The sequence below is a fragment of the Corynebacterium tuberculostearicum genome, from assembly GCF_016894265.1.
Taxonomy (GTDB): domain Bacteria; phylum Actinomycetota; class Actinomycetes; order Mycobacteriales; family Mycobacteriaceae; genus Corynebacterium; species Corynebacterium tuberculostearicum_D.
This window is the reverse complement of record NZ_CP069791.1, coordinates 1,585,226-1,600,980: the sequence shown is the minus strand read 5'-3', so window position 1 is coordinate 1,600,980 and position 15,755 is coordinate 1,585,226. Positions and strand designations below refer to the sequence as shown.

The 15,755-nt window shown below is 57.6% G+C and carries 14 protein-coding genes; 10 read left to right on the top strand and 4 right to left on the bottom strand.

Annotation, left to right across the window (positions count from 1 at the left end; all coding sequences use genetic code 11):
• Window positions 1-78: 78 nt before the first annotated feature.
• The gene (gene aspS, locus I6J28_RS07680; protein WP_204608875.1) at window positions 79-1,911 is read right to left on the bottom strand and encodes an aspartate--tRNA ligase; all 1,833 of its coding nucleotides are present in this window, start codon (window positions 1,909-1,911) and stop codon (window positions 79-81) included.
• 244 nt (window positions 1,912-2,155) lie between these two features.
• On the opposite strand from aspS, the gene ypfJ reads away from it, so the two are divergent.
• The 8 genes from ypfJ to I6J28_RS07640 all read left to right on the top strand — a co-directional run bounded on the left by ypfJ (window position 2,156) and on the right by I6J28_RS07640 (window position 11,425).
• The gene (ypfJ, locus tag I6J28_RS07675) at window positions 2,156-3,034 is read left to right on the top strand and encodes a KPN_02809 family neutral zinc metallopeptidase (protein WP_204608873.1); all 879 of its coding nucleotides are present in this window, start codon (window positions 2,156-2,158) and stop codon (window positions 3,032-3,034) included.
• A gap of 240 nt (window positions 3,035-3,274) precedes the next feature.
• Entirely contained in the window at window positions 3,275-4,861 is a 1,587-nt protein-coding gene (locus I6J28_RS07670; protein WP_204611432.1) for an inorganic phosphate transporter, read from the top strand.
• A gap of 452 nt (window positions 4,862-5,313) precedes the next feature.
• The gene (locus I6J28_RS07665; protein WP_204608518.1) at window positions 5,314-6,522 is read left to right on the top strand and encodes an IS110 family transposase; all 1,209 of its coding nucleotides are present in this window, start codon (window positions 5,314-5,316) and stop codon (window positions 6,520-6,522) included.
• Window positions 6,523-6,685: 163 nt separating this feature from the next.
• Window positions 6,686-7,408 (top strand): CBS domain-containing protein, encoded by a 723-nt coding sequence (locus I6J28_RS07660; protein ID WP_204608871.1) that lies wholly within the window; start codon window positions 6,686-6,688, stop codon window positions 7,406-7,408.
• 75 nt (window positions 7,409-7,483) lie between these two features.
• On the top strand, window positions 7,484-8,596 hold the full coding sequence (locus I6J28_RS07655; protein ID WP_204608869.1) for an LLM class flavin-dependent oxidoreductase: 1,113 nt from the start codon (window positions 7,484-7,486) through the stop codon (window positions 8,594-8,596).
• Window positions 8,597-8,598: 2 nt separating this feature from the next.
• A complete protein-coding gene (locus I6J28_RS07650) occupies window positions 8,599-9,258 on the top strand; it encodes an FMN reductase (RefSeq protein ID WP_204608867.1) in 660 nt (219 codons plus the stop codon).
• Window positions 9,259-9,429: 171 nt separating this feature from the next.
• Window positions 9,430-10,839 carry an L-serine ammonia-lyase gene (locus tag I6J28_RS07645; protein ID WP_204608865.1) on the top strand — a complete coding sequence of 470 codons (1,410 nt, stop codon included), beginning with the start codon at window positions 9,430-9,432 and terminating at the stop codon, window positions 10,837-10,839.
• Window positions 10,840-10,849: 10 nt separating this feature from the next.
• Window positions 10,850-11,425, top strand: coding sequence for a TetR/AcrR family transcriptional regulator (locus I6J28_RS07640; RefSeq protein WP_204608862.1), 576 nt, complete (start codon window positions 10,850-10,852; stop codon window positions 11,423-11,425).
• A gap of 26 nt (window positions 11,426-11,451) precedes the next feature.
• Here I6J28_RS07640 and hisS read toward each other — a convergent pair whose 3' ends face one another.
• The 3 genes from hisS to tpx form a co-directional block, all read right to left on the bottom strand.
• Window positions 11,452-12,741 carry a histidine--tRNA ligase gene (gene hisS, locus I6J28_RS07635; protein WP_204608860.1) on the bottom strand — a complete coding sequence of 430 codons (1,290 nt, stop codon included), beginning with the start codon at window positions 12,739-12,741 and terminating at the stop codon, window positions 11,452-11,454.
• A gap of 5 nt (window positions 12,742-12,746) precedes the next feature.
• Window positions 12,747-13,382, bottom strand: a complete 636-nt coding sequence (locus I6J28_RS07630; RefSeq protein ID WP_204608858.1) for an MBL fold metallo-hydrolase — start codon at window positions 13,380-13,382, stop codon at window positions 12,747-12,749.
• An 84-nt stretch (window positions 13,383-13,466) separates the two neighbouring features.
• A complete protein-coding gene (tpx, locus tag I6J28_RS07625) occupies window positions 13,467-13,964 on the bottom strand; it encodes a thiol peroxidase (protein ID WP_204608856.1) in 498 nt (165 codons plus the stop codon).
• A gap of 143 nt (window positions 13,965-14,107) precedes the next feature.
• Between tpx and I6J28_RS07620 the strand changes: the two genes are divergently transcribed.
• Window positions 14,108-14,968 (top strand): peptidylprolyl isomerase, encoded by an 861-nt coding sequence (locus tag I6J28_RS07620; RefSeq protein WP_204608854.1) that lies wholly within the window; start codon window positions 14,108-14,110, stop codon window positions 14,966-14,968.
• Between the two features lie 354 nt (window positions 14,969-15,322).
• Window positions 15,323-15,655, top strand: coding sequence for a hypothetical protein (locus I6J28_RS07615; RefSeq protein WP_204608852.1), 333 nt, complete (start codon window positions 15,323-15,325; stop codon window positions 15,653-15,655).
• Window positions 15,656-15,755: the final 100 nt, after the last annotated feature.

Sequence of the window (15,755 nt, the reverse complement as noted above, 5' to 3'; positions counted from 1 at the left end):
TCGCCCGCAGCGAAATTGCAGCGGACTACGATGTGCCCCGCACGGTGCGCCTTAAAGGCTGAGGTTTAAGCCTTCTGCTTACTTCTCCTCAGCGGTTTCACCCGCAGTGGAACCAGACTTTTCCTGTTCCTTCTTCTTTTCCGGCTTGTAGTCTACGCCGGTCTCCTTACGCTGTGCAGCAGGGATAGCCGCAGGGGCGTCGGTAAGCGGATCCACGCCGCCACCGGACTTCGGGAACGCAATGACGTCGCGGATGGAGTCAAAGCCGCCCAACAGGGAGACGATGCGGTCCCAGCCGAAGGCGATGCCGCCGTGTGGTGGGGCGCCGTACTGGAATGCATCGAGCAGGAAGCCGAACTTCTCCTGGGCTTCCTCGTCACCGATTCCCATGACGTCGAAGACGCGCTTCTGCACGTCCTGCTGGTGGATACGGATGGAGCCGCCGCCAATCTCGTTGCCGTTGCAGACAATGTCATAGGCGTACGCCAGCGCCTCGCCCGGGTTCTGGTCAAAGTTGTCCAGGTACTCCGGCTTCGGGGAGGTAAAGGCGTGGTGAACCGCGGTCCACTTGGAGTGACCCAGTGCGACGTCGCCAGAAGCGGTCGCGTCAGCGGAAGGCTCAAAGAGCGGAGCATCTACAACCCAGGTAAAGGCCCAGTCGCCTTCCTTGATAAGGTCCAGCTTCTTGGCAATCTCGCCACGTGCAGCGCCCAGGAGGGCGCGGGAAGACTTGGTGTCACCAGCGGCAAAGAAGATGGCGTCGCCCGGCTTGGCGCCGACGTGATCTGCAATGCCCTCGCGCTCGGCGTCGGTAATGTTCTTAGCTACCGGACCGCCCAGGGTGCCGTCCTCGCCCACGGTGATGTAGGCCAGGCCCTTGGCTCCACGCTGCTTTGCCCACTCCTGCCAAGCATCGAACTGGCGGCGCGGCTGGGAGGCGCCGCCTTCCATGACCACGGCGCCGACGTATTCGTTCTGAAAGACGCGGAAAGTGGTGTCCTTGAAGAACTCGGTGCACTCTACAATCTTGATGTCAAAGCGCAGGTCCGGCTTATCGGAACCGTAGTACTTCATCGCATCCGCATAGGTCATGCGCGGGATCGGAGTCTTGATCTCGTAGCCGATGAGCTTCCACAGCTCGGTGACGATCTCTTCCGCCAAGGCGATGACATCGTCCTGGTCTACAAAGGACATCTCCACGTCCAGCTGGGTAAACTCCGGCTGGCGGTCAGCGCGGAAGTCTTCATCGCGGTAGCAACGCGCGATCTGGTAGTAGCGCTCCATGCCGGAGACCATGAGCAGCTGCTTGAAAAGCTGCGGGGACTGCGGCAGTGCATACCAGGTGCCTGGTTTCAAGCGTGCTGGAACCAGGAAGTCGCGCGCACCCTCCGGGGTGGACCGGGTCAGGGTTGGAGTCTCGATCTCAGCAAAGTCATGCGAATCCAGCACCTTGCGGGCCGCGCGGTTGGCTGCAGAACGCAGGCGCAGCGCCTGTGCCTGGCGCTCGCGGCGCAGGTCCAGGTAGCGGTATTTCAGGCGAGTCTCCTCGCCTACCTCACCCGAGGTGGAAGGATCATCAATTTGGAACGGCAGCGCTGCGGACTTATTCAAAACCTCAAGATCCGCGACGTTAACCTCAATCTCACCGGACGGCAGGTTGGGGTTTTCCGAGCCTTCTGGGCGAGGCTCCACGGTACCGGTGACCTTAACGCAGTATTCGGAACGCAGGTCATGGGCGCGCTCCGCCACGTCAGATTCGCGGAAGACGACCTGGGCGATGCCGGAGCGATCGCGCAGGTCAATGAAGATCACACCACCGTGATCGCGGCGGCGGGAAACCCAACCGGTTAGGGTGACGGTCTCTCCTGCGAGTTCTTTGCGGAGCTCACCTGCTAAGTGGGTACGCAGCACTGTTGTTCAATCCCTTCTGAAAATTGTGTCACTTGCGGGTCCCGCCACGCGTAAACAGCGCGCGCCAAACCAAGCACAAGACTAGGAACGCGCACAATTCTACATCCCTACCGGTACGCGGAGCGCAGTTAGGTGGACGCAAGCTAACCCCGAAGGCCGCAGAAGAGCCACCGTTTCCCTCCTTCGGCCTCTTTGCAACAATCTCCATCCAGTGTATGAGGGGACCATGTGGCACTATTTAGGCATGACTTTTAGATCAGGTGCCGATTTCGGCGGCAAAGAAGCGCGTTCGGGTGGTGGCGGCGGTGGTATCGCCATTGGTGGTGGCGTCGGCTCGATTGTTCTAGTAGGCCTCTTCCTCCTTCTGGGCGGCAATCCCTCAGACTTGGGTTCAATCCTGGGCAGCGAGCAGACCCAATCCGACGGCGCTGCACAAGGCGAAAGCCCCGAATGCGAAACTGCAGAAGATGGCAACACCAAGGATGAATGCCTCGTAGAGTTCACCGGGCGCAGCGTGGATAACGTCTGGTCCAAGGTCTTGCAGGAACAGGCCGATATCCAATACACCGAGCCGGAGCGCGTGGTCTTCCACGGCGGCGTTAATACCGGTTGCGGCGCGGCCTCTTCTTCTACCGGCCCCTTCTACTGCCCACGCGATGAGTCCGCTTATTTCGACACCGCGTTCTTTGATTCCCTGCGCAACTTCGGCGCGGAAAATGCTCCTTTGGCCCGCATGTACATCGTGGCGCACGAGTTCGGCCACCACATTCAAAACCTTGAGGGCACCCTCGGCCTGTCGGACTATGACGACCCAGGCGCCGATTCCAACGCGGTGAAGATCGAGCTCCAGGCTGACTGCTACGCAGGCCTGTGGGCTTCCTACGCCGACAAGGGCGATAACCCCTTGCTCGAGCCGATTACTAAGGAACAGGTCTCAGACGCTGTCGCGGCAGCCCAGGCGGTGGGCGATGACAATATCCAGCGCCGCTCCGGCGGCCAGGTCCAGCCCGACTCCTGGACGCACGGTTCCTCCGAGCAGCGTGAGAAGGCATTCCTTGCCGGATATAACTCTGGCAAAATGTCCCAGTGCGACACCCTGGAGCGCAGCGCCTACCGCGGCTAATACTCACAACGTGGCCGTCGCGTAAAGCGGCGGCCATTATGTTCGCAAATAGCCACATTGCTTTCACGAACTCCACATCTTGAGTTCACTTTCCCGACACCTAGGACCTTTAGTCTGAGCGTGCATTCTCTACATAAGAATTTCCTTTGAGAATCCCCTTAACCACGCTGACAAGCGCGGCCATACCCCTCGTGCACGCTTTCCTGAAAGGTTCTTCCTGTGTCTACCCCTACCACCCAGATGACGGACATTGAGGCCGTCAATGGCAAGGGCAACGACTGGATTTGGCACGCCATCTTTGGCGGCCTTACCGCCGTTACCCTCATCGGTTTTATGATCTGGGGCCACGACTACGTCGATGGCTCTAAGCCCATTCTCCTTGGCACTGCCATTCTCTTCGCCCTTTTCATGGCCTTCAATATTGGCGGCAATGACGTTGCCAACTCCTTCGGCACCTCCGTGGGTGCCGGAACGCTATCCATGAAGCAGGCCCTCGTTGTCGCCGCCATCTTCGAGGTCTCTGGCGCCATCCTCGCCGGCGGCGAGGTTACCGATACCGTGCGTTCTGGCATCGTCGACCTTGACGCCATTGATGGTCTCGACCCCATGGAGTTCGTCTACATCATGATGTCGTCCCTTTTGGGTGCGGCCATCTGGCTCCTCGTTGCCACCCGTATGGGTTGGCCGGTGTCTACCACCCACTCCATCGTTGGCGGCATCGTCGGCGCCGCGCTCACCGTCGGCTTCGTCACCGGCAAGGGCGGCCTGGACATGGTGCAGTGGGGCGGGATTGGCACTATTGCCATCTCGTGGGTGCTCTCCCCTGTCCTCGGCGGTCTCGCCGCTTTCATCCTGTTTAAGTGGATTAAGACCTCCATCTTGGTCTACAACGAGGAAGCAGACCAGAAGCTGCGCGAAATCAAGACCCGTCGTGCGGAGCTACGCCAAGAGCACAAATCTCGCTTTGCTCGCCTCAATGAAATCCAGCAGATCAGCTACACCAACGCCATGGCCCGGGACGCCGCTTTGGTGGCAGAAGAGGACTTCGATCCGGATCAGCTGGAATCTGAGTATTACCGCGATCTGTATAGCCTCAACAAGGACATGGATGATGTCAAGGCTCACCACGCCCTGGAGAGCTGGGTACCGGTACTAGCCGCCATTGGTGCCATCATCATTTCCGCCATGGTGATGTTCAAGGGTCTGAAGCACACCGGACTAGATTTCAGCGTCCTCCAGAACCTCTTGGTCATGGGCATGGTCGGCGCAGTGGTGTGGATGGCCGTCTTCATTTTCGCTCGCTCCCTGAAGAAGAAGTCGCTGGCTAAGTCCACCTTCCTTCTCTTTTCTTGGATGCAGGTATTTACCGCTTCCGCCTTCGCCTTCTCCCACGGTTCCAACGACATCGCCAATGCCATTGGCCCCTTCGCTGCGGTTATTGACGTCCTCAAGACCGACCAAGTCAACGATGAGGCTGCCGTGCCGGTTGCCGTCATGATTGCCATGGGCGTTGCCCTGATTTCTGGCTTGTGGTTCATCGGCCGCTTCGTGATTCAGACTGTGGGCTCGGGCCTAACCCAAATGCACCCCTCCTCCGGCTTCGCTGCTGAGCTTGCCGCCGCCGCTGTGGTGATGGGTTCATCGATCTTGGGCCTTCCGGTTTCTTCCACCCACATCCTCATCGGCGCCGTGTTGGGCGTGGGCATTGTCAACAAGGCAGCTAATTGGAACCTGATGAAGCCTATCGCTTTGGCGTGGGTCATCACCCTGCCCGCCGCGGCAGTCATCGCTGCTATTACTGTGTCTGTGCTGCGCGTAGTCTTCTAGGGATAGCTCAGCGCCGCTTATCCTCGGCACCCCATTTCATCCGCTAGCCGCACCGGCCATTGTGCCGGGGCTAGCGGATTTTCCATTGGGTAGCGTGGACTAATGCCCTGCTTGGCGACGCCCCATTACGTTGTTGGCAGTTCCGCTTGAAGGGGCCCAGGATTCGTACTCCTAGCCCCATGCTGGGGCAGGTTATGTTTATCTGCGTTCCTTCTGCCTTGTGGCAGTGGAACTAGTCGCTGGCTTCGGTATGGCTTGTTTTCGTCCCTGTCTGAAAATGATCCGGGGGGTGATGCCACCGAAGGCAGTGACATACTCCAGACTGCTAATAGGAACCTGACCCGCACAGAATGTGCGAAGTCTCAAAGTAATGTGGATGCCAGCGTGAAGTATGTCCGACCACCAGCGATGAAATAAGTCCCATACTCATTCAATTCGCTAGGAGGTCTAGCATGACCTACGACTATGTCATCGGCATGGACGTCGGTAAATATTTTCACCACGCTTGCGTCTTAGATATCGACGGCACCCAGGTGCTATCTAAGCGCATCAACCAAAACGAAAAATCCCTGCGCACACTGTTTTCAACGTTCAGCGCACACGACCACAAAGTCCTTGTCGTCGTGGACCAGCCAAATAACATTGGTCGACTAACTGTCGCAGTTGCTCAAGATATCGGAATCGACGTGCGCTACCTTCCCGGTTTGGCTATGCGTCAACTCTCACGCATCCACGCTGGCAATGCCAAAACTGATATCCGGGACGCCTATATCATTGCCCACGCTGCAAAGAACCTTCCGGAGTCCCTCCGCAGCGTCGACCGTGTCGAAGAAGCTTTCCTCCAGTTGAAGGTCCTCAACGGTATCGACGAAGACTTAGCGCGGTCCTACACCAGGCTCATCAATCAGATTCGAAGTGCACTAGTAGGCTGCTACCCGCAATTCGAACAGGCCCTTCGCGGTCAGATAATCCACCGCAAGTGGGTTCTGCACCTACTTGCGCGCTACGGTGGACCGACCAAGGTAAAGCGCCTAGGTAAGGCCAAGGCAGCTGCCTTTGCTCGACGATATAAGGCACGCAATCCCGAACCTGTCCTCGATGCCATATTCGCTGCTATCTCTGAGCAAACAGTCACCATTGCAGGTGCGCACTATGCCGAAATGGGCATAGCAATGTCGGCGAAAGACGCACTCTTAAAACTCGAACATCGCAAACAAATCGAGCAGGAAGTCATCGAGCTCATCAACGACATCCCCCACACTCAAATCCTGCTATCCATGCCAGGAATCGGACCAAAGACGGCAGCACAAATTCTCATGACCGCGGGCGACATGTCCGACTTTCCGTCAGCTGGGCACTTGGCCTCTTACGCTGGTTTGTCGCCCCGAACGAATCAGTCCGGAACCTCGATCATGTCGAACTCACTGAACCGTGCCGGCAATAAAAAATTAAAGAACGCCCTATGGCAATCATCTTTTGCATCCATCAGATTCCACGAGCGTTCCCGGCAATTCTATGAACGAAAGCGCCGTGATGGCAAGAGACACAACGCCGCAGTAGTGGCACTAGCCCGCAGACGGCTCAACGTCCTCTACGCCATGATGCGCAACCACGAGCGCTACCGCGATCCCGCCTTACAACAGGAAGGAATCGCAGCCTAAACACCAAGAACGAAACAGCCGACTGGGAAAACCCAGTCGGCTAGCAGGCATGCCCGAAAACCACACGACCAAACAACCCCGTAGAGAGAATCCGCCCCCGATTTCTCCACCCGCGAGGTTGACAACCTATATAGGAACACCCCCCTTCTCTACACTGGCCCATATGACCGCGCATCGAGCTACTGCATTCCTGGCCGCATTCAACGACATAGAACAACACTTGCGCTCGGCTCTCAACGCTGAGAACTCAGATTCCTTCTGGTGGATAGTAGACAGGGCACGAGACAAGCACGTGCTTTCCAGTAAACAAGCCGAAGCGCTTAAAGATTTTTCTAACCTTCGCAATGCCATTGCCCACGGGCGCTACTACAAATCAGAGCCCCTAGCTGAACCGCACGAAGCAGTGGTCAAGCAGATCTCCGCTCTCCGAGACATTGTGGTATCCCCGCCCGCCACCCTCCAGGTTTTGCAGCCGCAAAAGGTATTTACCTTGACGTCTGCCACATCAATCATGGAAGCATTTGACGTCATAAAGGATAAGGACTTCTCTCAAATCCCCATCTACGATGAGGGCCGCTTCACCGCTTTGCTAACCACCAACACCATTGCGCGATGGGTAGCCGGGGACCTCAGCGATAATCACGTGCTCGATGCTGCGGACATCGCGGACATTGTGGAATATCAAGAACCCAGTGATCGCGCTATCTTTCTTGCCCGCACAGTAAGCGTGCAGGAAACGGTGGACGCCCTTTCAGAAACCGACAACCAAGGACATCGCCCGTGCGCAGCGGTCATCACGGAGCACGGCAAGGTCACTGAGAGGCCCCTGCGCCTCGTTGCACCGGCCGATCTACCGGCACTTTTTGATGCTCTAGAATGGGAATAATTCTCCCGCAGTCGGCTTTCCCGCAGTCGACACTGCGTCTATCTTTACTCCTGTGCACCGCATTGAAAGGCAAGCATGCAATTCGGCATCTTCACTATCGGGGATCTAACTACTGACCCCATCTCAGGGAAGACACCCACTGAGGCTGAGCGCATCCGCAACTTGACGGAGATTGCGTTGAAAACCGAAGAGGTTGGCCTTGATGTCTTTGCTACCGGCGAGCACCACAACCCACCCTTCGTTCCGTCCTCTCCTACAACGCACTTGGCGTATATCGCCGCGCAGACGGAGCGCTTGCTGCTATCTACTGCGACCACGCTCATTACTACCAATGACCCGGTGAAGATCGCAGAGGACTATGCCTTTCTGCAGCACCTTGCTGACGGCCGCGTAGACCTCATGCTCGGCCGCGGAAATACCGGCCCAGTCTATCCCTGGTTTGGCAAAGACATCCAGCAGGGCATTCCTTTGGCTATTGAGAATTATCACCTGCTGCGCAGGCTGTGGCGTGAGCCCGTTGTTAACTGGCAAGGAAAGTTCCGCGCGGGTTTGGAAGGATTTACCGCTACTCCGGCACCACTAGATGGAATTCCGCCCTTTGTCTGGCACGGCTCCATTCGTTCGCCGCAAATCGCTGAGCAAGCGGCATACTACGGCGATGGCTTCTTCCACAACAATATCTTCTGGAATAAGGAGCACACCGCCCAGTTGGTGGACCTCTACCGCCGTCACTTTGAAAGCTATGGCCATGGTCAAGCGGACCAAGCAATCGTCGGACTTGGCGGCCAAGTCTTCATTGGTGAAACCGAACAGGAAGCTAAAGACTTCTTCCGCCCCTACTTCGACAACGCCCCAGTCTATGGCCACGGGCCAAGCCTCGAGGACTTCACGGCACAGACTCCACTGACCGTCGGCACCGTGGAACAGGTAATTGAAAAGACCCTCAGCTTCGCTGACTGGGCCGGTGACTACCAACGCCAGCTATTCCTCATCGACCACGCCGGACTACCCCAAGAGGTAGTTCTCCAACAGATAGAAATCCTGGGCACACAAGTAGTCCCCGAGCTGCGACGCCGCTTTGAGCAGCGCCGCCCGAGCCACGTGCCTTCTGACCCGCCGACGCACGCAAGCTTGCTCTCTGCGCCTCATCCTTCGCACCTTCAGGTCAGCCCAGGAAAGGAAAACTAGTTATGCGCTCCCTCCTCGTTATCTCAGCTGGCCTGTCGCAGCCGTCTTCCTCTCGCAGGTTGGCGGACATGCTCGCTGAAGCCACCCGCGCCAAAATCTCCGCGCGCGGTGAAGGGGCCGAAATCGACGTCATTGAGGTCCGCGACCTCGCTTTCGAACTTGCTACCGCCATGACCGATCAGACTGCGCAAACACCCCTTTTGGCCCGAGCCAAGCAGCAAATTGCCGATGCCGACGGACTCATTGCCGTCACCCCTGTATTCCAAGGCAGCTATTCGGGCTTATTCAAGATGTTCTTTGACACCTTGGAGCCTCATGCCCTAGACAACCTTCCCACCATCATCGCTGCTACGGCCGGTTCTTCGCGCCACGCCCTCATTTTGGACTACGCACTTCGCCCGCTATTTAACCAACTGCACGCAAACATCGTGCCGACGGGTGTTTTTCAGGCCGCAGAAGACTTAGGCACTCCGGAGGGAGAGCACATTGCCTCCCGTATTGAGCGCTCTGCCATCCAGCTGGCTGACCAAATAGTTGCCCCGCGGGACAGGGTGGCCGGAATTGCCGGTGACCTGACCGGGCTGGGAGGCCGCTCCACCGTCCGGCTAGCAAAGGAGAACTTCATCCCCCTGGACAAGCTCCTGAATGGGTACGGCAAATAAGCCACAACGCTAGCCGTGCTACGCATAGACGGCGATTGATAGAAGGTGTGACTTTCGCTACCCTGGTCACATAAAATCTGCCTCTACCCTTTGGGTCCAGCTCTGGCCGAAATAGCGGCACAGCAAGCACCCGATAGCTATCCCTTCAGAAAGGTTCGGCACAGCTTAACTATGACAATTAGCGTCACGGACATCTTCTCCATCGGCATTGGCCCTTCCTCTTCGCACACCGTCGGGCCCATGCGCGCGGCTAAGCAATTCCTCGATTCCCTAGAGAAGCACCCAGCTAAGGTATATACGGAGTTGCGCGGCTCGCTTTCCGCCACCGGCCGTGGCCACGCTTCCGATCGCGCCGTCATCCTTGGACTCGCCGGCTGGGATCCGCTGAGCGTGCCTATCGACGCCGAACCTCACGCGGGCGGCTTTATCCCTAGCGAGGGAACTATTTCTGGTCCCCGAGGCACGGTGGACTATGAGATCGTCTTTGATAATGAACCGCTGCCCCAGCACCCGAATGGCATGATTTTTAGCGCCTGGGATGACAGCGGCAACCTCCTCGCAGAAAAGGAAGAGTACTTCTCTGTGGGCGGCGGCTTTATCCTCTCCCGCGCCGAGCTCGATGCGGAAGTAGCCGAAAGCAATGAGGTTCCCGCCGGCGTAGCCGCCGCCCAGGTAGATGATTCCGTTCCCTATAAGTTCACCACGGGCGAAGAATTGCTCAACCTGTGCGAGGCGCATGACAAAGCAATTTGGGAGCTCGTCCTTGCCAACGAGGAGGCCTTGCACCGCGATGAAGGCGGAGCGGAATACGTTTTGCGCCACCTTGATTTGGTCTGGGACATCATGCGTGAGTGCGTAACCGAAGGTATTTCCACCAAGGGCCTTCTTCCAGGTGGCCTGCGTGTGGCACGCCGTGCCCCGAAGATGTACGCCCAGTTGCTAGAAAATCAGGACGACACCAGCTGCGGTTTCTCCGCCATGGAGTGGGTTAACCTGTACGCCCTAGCGGTTAATGAGCAAAACGCTGCCGGTGGCCGCGTCATTACTGCTCCTACCAACGGTGCATGCGGCATCATTCCAGCAGTACTGCATTATGCGCGCGATTTCCGTGCAGACTTCACCCGTTCCACTGCCCGTCGGTACCTATTGACCGCCGGTGCCATCGGCATGATTATCAAGGAAAACGCGTCCATCTCCGGAGCCGAGGTTGGCTGCCAAGGCGAAGTGGGTTCTGCCTCCGCTATGGCCGCCGCAGGAATGGCAGAGCTGCTGGGTGCAGCCCCAGCGCAGGTGGAAAACGCCGCGGAAATCGCTTTGGAGCATAATTTGGGCCTTACCTGCGACCCAGTGGGCGGATTGGTGCAAATTCCGTGCATCGAGCGCAATGCCATTGGCGCGGTAAAGTCCATCAACGCCGCACGTATGGCCAAAATGGGCGAAGGCACTCACCACGTGACCTTGGACAATGCTGTGCAAACCATGGCTGAAACCGGCCGCGATATGCTCTCCAAATACAAGGAGACCTCCCTGGGCGGATTGGCCAAGACCATGGGCTTTAGCGTTTCGCAGGTGGAGTGCTAAAAAGGATTCCATGCGCGCAGATGCCCTTCACCGCCGCACCGCCATTATTGCCGCGGCGTGCCAGCTTTTTCGTACCCACGGCGATGATGTCGCTTTGGAAAAGGTGGCTACGCAGGCAGGGGTGAGCGTGGCCACGGTCTATCGCAATTTCCCCAACCGCGCGAGCCTCATCCGCGCGTGCGCGGAATATATGGGTGATGCCTTTGCCAAGTTTCAACAGCGCCTCATCGCAGACTTTGAGAACTCCACCCACTCTGGGAAAGACTACGCCCGGACCTACGCCACTCATATCCTGACCATGGGACTGAACACCCTCATTCCTGCGTTCGTCCCTCAGGATTTGGACTCTCTGAGCCCCGAGTTAACCGCCCAGCGCGACCTCCTCGAGCGCAACGGGCGCCGATTTATCGAGCTTGGCCAAGAGCAAGGCGAGATTGGCCCCGGCGTCACCCACCTCGAATTCATTGTGGGACTGTTGAGCCTGGCACGACCCCGCGAGGTTGATATCGAGGCCTACCAGCCGGATATTCAGGAAAAGATCATTGATCTCTTTCTAGCGGGCATAAAAAGTGGGCACCGCGCCTAAACGCAATGCCCACCGCCCAAAGAAATCTAGGCCTCGCCGTTGATTTCCCGAGCAAGTACGGACACTAGGTCAGAAACCTTTACGTCGTGCTGCTCATGGGCGGCAAGGTCCTTGAGCGCAACCGTGCCATTTTCTAGCTCCTGCTCGCCCAAGACCAGCGCGAAGCGTGCACCGGCGCGGTCGGCACCCTTCATCGCGCCCTTCAGGCCACGGTCTCCAAAGGACATATCAGCAGAGATTCCAGCCTTGCGGAGATCATTGATCAGGGTGGTCATCGTGCGCTTGGCGGTGCTACCCAGTGCAACGCCAAAGACGTCCACGCGGGACTCCACGCCTTCGAGGGTGATGCCCTCAGCCTCCAGCGCCAGCAGGGCGCGGTCGACACCCAGACCGTAGCCGATACCGGATAGGTCTTGACCGCCTAGCTGGGCCATCAGCCCGTCGTAGCGGCCACCGCCACCGATGCCGGACTGCGCGCCGAGTCCGTCATGGACGAACTCGAAGCAGGTCTTGGTGTAGTAGTCCAAGCCGCGGACCATGCGCGGATTAATCTCGTAGGCTACGCCCATATCATCCAGCATGCCGGTGACAGTTTCGAAGTGCTCGCGGCATTCGTCATTGAGGTGGTCGAGCATCAAGGGGGCGTCGGCAAGCTGCTCCTGGATCTCCGGGCGCTTGTCATCCAGCACGCGCAAAGGGTTGATCTCTGCACGGTGACGGGTCTCTTCATCCAAGTCGAGCTTAAAGAGGAATTCCTGCAGCTTCTCGCGGTAAGCCGGGCGGCAATTGCGATCGCCCAAGCTGGTGAGCTCAAGGCGGAAGCCACTAAGCCCCAGCGCGCGGAAGGAACGATCCGCCAAGGCGATGACCTCGGCGTCTAGCGCAGGGTCGTCCACGCCAATAGCCTCTACACCGACCTGCTGTAGCTGGCGGTAGCGGCCAGCCTGGGGGCGTTCATAGCGGAAGAACGGACCAAAATAGTTGAGCTTCACGGGCAGCTGGCCGCGGTCCAGGTTGTGCTCAATGACCGAGCGCATCACGCCAGCGGTACCCTCTGGGCGCAAAGTAACGGAACGGTCGCCGCGATCAGCAAAGGTGTACATCTCCTTAGACACCACGTCGGTGGACTCGCCCACGCCACGGGCGAAAAGCGCGGTGTCTTCGAAAATGGGCAGCTCAATGTGCTGGAAGCCGGAGAGATGTGCCTGCTCCACCATGGTCTGGCGCACCTTATAGAATGCGGCCGACTGCGGTGGGAAATAGTCTGGGACACCTTTGGGGGCGGACAGGGCTTGGAACTGCTTCTTTTTACTCACGGGTATTACAGTACCTCCCTCAATGTTGCGAAGAAGGGATTGGTCGCCCTCTCCTTACGCATCGTGGTGGTAGGCCCGTGGCCGGGCAGAATGTCGAGGTTATCGGGCAGACTCCACACTGGGCCAGCAAGCGACTTCTGCATGGCATTGGGGTCCGAGTGAGGTAAGTCGGTGCGTCCAATGGCCCCGGCGAAGAGCACGTCACCGGTGAGAGCAAACTCTTCGGAAACAATCATCACGCATCCCGGCGAATGCCCGGGCGCGTGTTTGAGAGCAAAGGTATGACCGATAAGCTCCAGGGTTTCGCCATCTTGGAGCTCGCGGAGGTCGGAGATGGGGGTCATATGGGCGGCGTCGAAAAGCTCTTGGGCCTGGGGCGAGACTCCTTCGCCGCTGTCGAGCATAAACCTGTCAGCAGGGTGGATATAAACAGGGATGTCGAGCTTTTCTGCCAAAGACCCGGCATCCCGAGTGTGGTCAATATGGCCGTGTGTGAGCACGATAGCCTCATAGTCCAAGTCATGCTCGAGGACCTTTTCCATCGCATCCATGCCCGGGTCCACTATGAAGGCGCGGCGGCCTTCCGCAATCACGTAGGTATTGGTCTGAAACGGACCGGCAGTAAAACCGTAGATTTCCATGCCCACTACCCTAGCTGCCCGAAACAAAAAAGAGCCGGCCTCCCCCATTTTCAGGATGAGTAGAGGCCGACAGCGCCGAACGGCTTAACGCAAAATATCCCAGACCTTGTCATAATCAAGCTGGGTGACCACGCCAGGAACCATTTGAGTGTGGATGACCTTGTGGTTTTCATCAGCCACCACCACGGAGCGGGCAAGCAAGCCTTCCAAGACGGAATCGCGCACAGTCACGCCGAACTTCTCACCAAAGTCAGAGCGAAATGCGGAGGCGGCGATGACATCATCAATGCCGTCAGCCGCGCAAAAGCGCTTGAGGGTAAAGGGCAAATCGAGAGAAACGGAGAGAAGCTTAGTGTTATCTAGCTGAGAAACCTGCTCATGAAAACGGCGCAGCTGCTCCTGACAGGCAGGGGTTTCAATAGAGGGCAAGATGGAAATAATAAGGCGCGTGCCCGCAAAGGTCTCATTGGTAATCTGACGCAGGTCGGTACCGATGAGTTCAAACTCGGGCAGCGGGTCTCCCACTGGGGGAAGTTCACCAACGGTGGGCGTTGGCGGATCGGTAAAATCTGGTTCAACCATAGAAACCAGCGTACTTATTTTTGGGCTTTAGAGCTATTAACTTGCTCAGTTTTCCATGCCAACGCTTTCTCAGCTGTCGGGAACCGCTAGACTCAGTCAGGTTGAATCATGCCACCGATAATCGCTAGAAAGGTTGACTCCCGGTGCCAAATAATCAAAAGCGCGGCGAAGAGGCGCTGAGCAAGCTCGAGCGCGAGCTGAAATCCCGCGAACGCAAGCAGAAGGCACGCCCGCTAGGCGTTGTTGCCGCCTCCCTCGTAGTAATTCTCGCCCTCGTCGGCGGCATCTACTTCTTGTCCACCCGCGAAGGCGACGATGAAAACGTACAGGCTGAGGAGTCTTCCGCAGCTGAGACCTCGCAAGAAACGCCACAGGCGCAGCCCATCGCTGACAAGCGCGCCAAGGCCCTGCCGGATACTGTGACCTGTAAGTATGAGGACAACGGGCAAGAGTCCAACGGCGCAAAGAAGCCCAACGGCAAGGATATTTCCACCAAGGGCACCGTCACCGTTTCCTTTGAGACCAACCAGGGCACTATTGAGATGGAAATGGACCGCGCCAAGGCGCCGTGTACCACCAACGCTATTTCTGAGCTAGCCAAGTCGGGCTACTACGACGACACCGTTTGCCACCGCATGACCTCAAGCGGGATCAACGTACTGCAGTGCGGCGACCCAACCGGTTCCGGTTCCGGCGGCCCCGGCTTCAGCTTCGCTGATGAGTACCCCACCGACGAGGTGGATGAGAAGGACGCACAGAACCCCGTTGTCTACCCGCGCGGCTCCGTCGCCATGGCCAACAGCGGCCCAGACACCAATGGTTCCCAGTTCTTCCTCAACTACGACGATTCTGAGCTGGCCCCGAGCTACACCTACTTCGCCACCATCACCGACAAGGGCATGAAGACGATGGATAAGATTGCCAAGAACGGCGTCGAAGGCGGCCAGCCAAATGGTAAGCCCGCTAAGGAAGTCAAGATTAAGAAGGCAACCGTCAAGGCTTAGGCCGCAGAAAAGCCCTGCTTGGCGACGCCCCCTCTTAGCTCCACCGCACCACCCCCTAACGGGGGCGGGTACAAAGCCCCGGCCATTGACCACACATACCGTGGATGAATGCGCCGGGGCTTATCCTTTCCTTAATTTAAGCTGAGCTCTATTTTGAGGGTTAAGCTGCAGAAACAGGAGAACACTAAAATTCCCCCAGATCACAAGAGCCACAGTAGTAAACACGCAGCACACAGCGGACTTTCAGCTAGTTCAGCCAGTGAACAAAAACCTGCCGATACTGTTGCGGAAGCCTGTCAGCCTGTCTAGTATTTGAAACGTCTTTGACCACACCAAGCTTGTTAGGAATCAAAAATGAAGCTTTTCTCCCGCAAGGCACTCGTTGCTGGCGCAACCGCTCTGTCCGTCGCTTTCGCAGGCACCACCGTTGCTAACGCTGAGGACACCACCTCCGACCTGTCCTCCAAGATCACCAACTCCGTCGAGGGCCTTTCCTCTTCCTCTGACAACGACTACGCAGCTGACAAGTCTGATGACTCCAAGAACAAGGAAGATGACCGCACCTCCAAGGAGAAGGCTGACGACATCAAGGCTTGGATCGGCGTCTTCACCGCTGTTATCGGCGCTCTGGGCACCCTGTTCGCATTCGCAAACAAGTACTTCGACCTGCCTTTCGGCAACAAGTAAAGTCACCGCTTCATAGCGATTCTTAAGCCGCTGCTTCCCTGAGTGGGACGCAGCGGCTTTTCGCGTGCTCTTGGGTAAAGGGAGCCTACAGGTTGTCTTT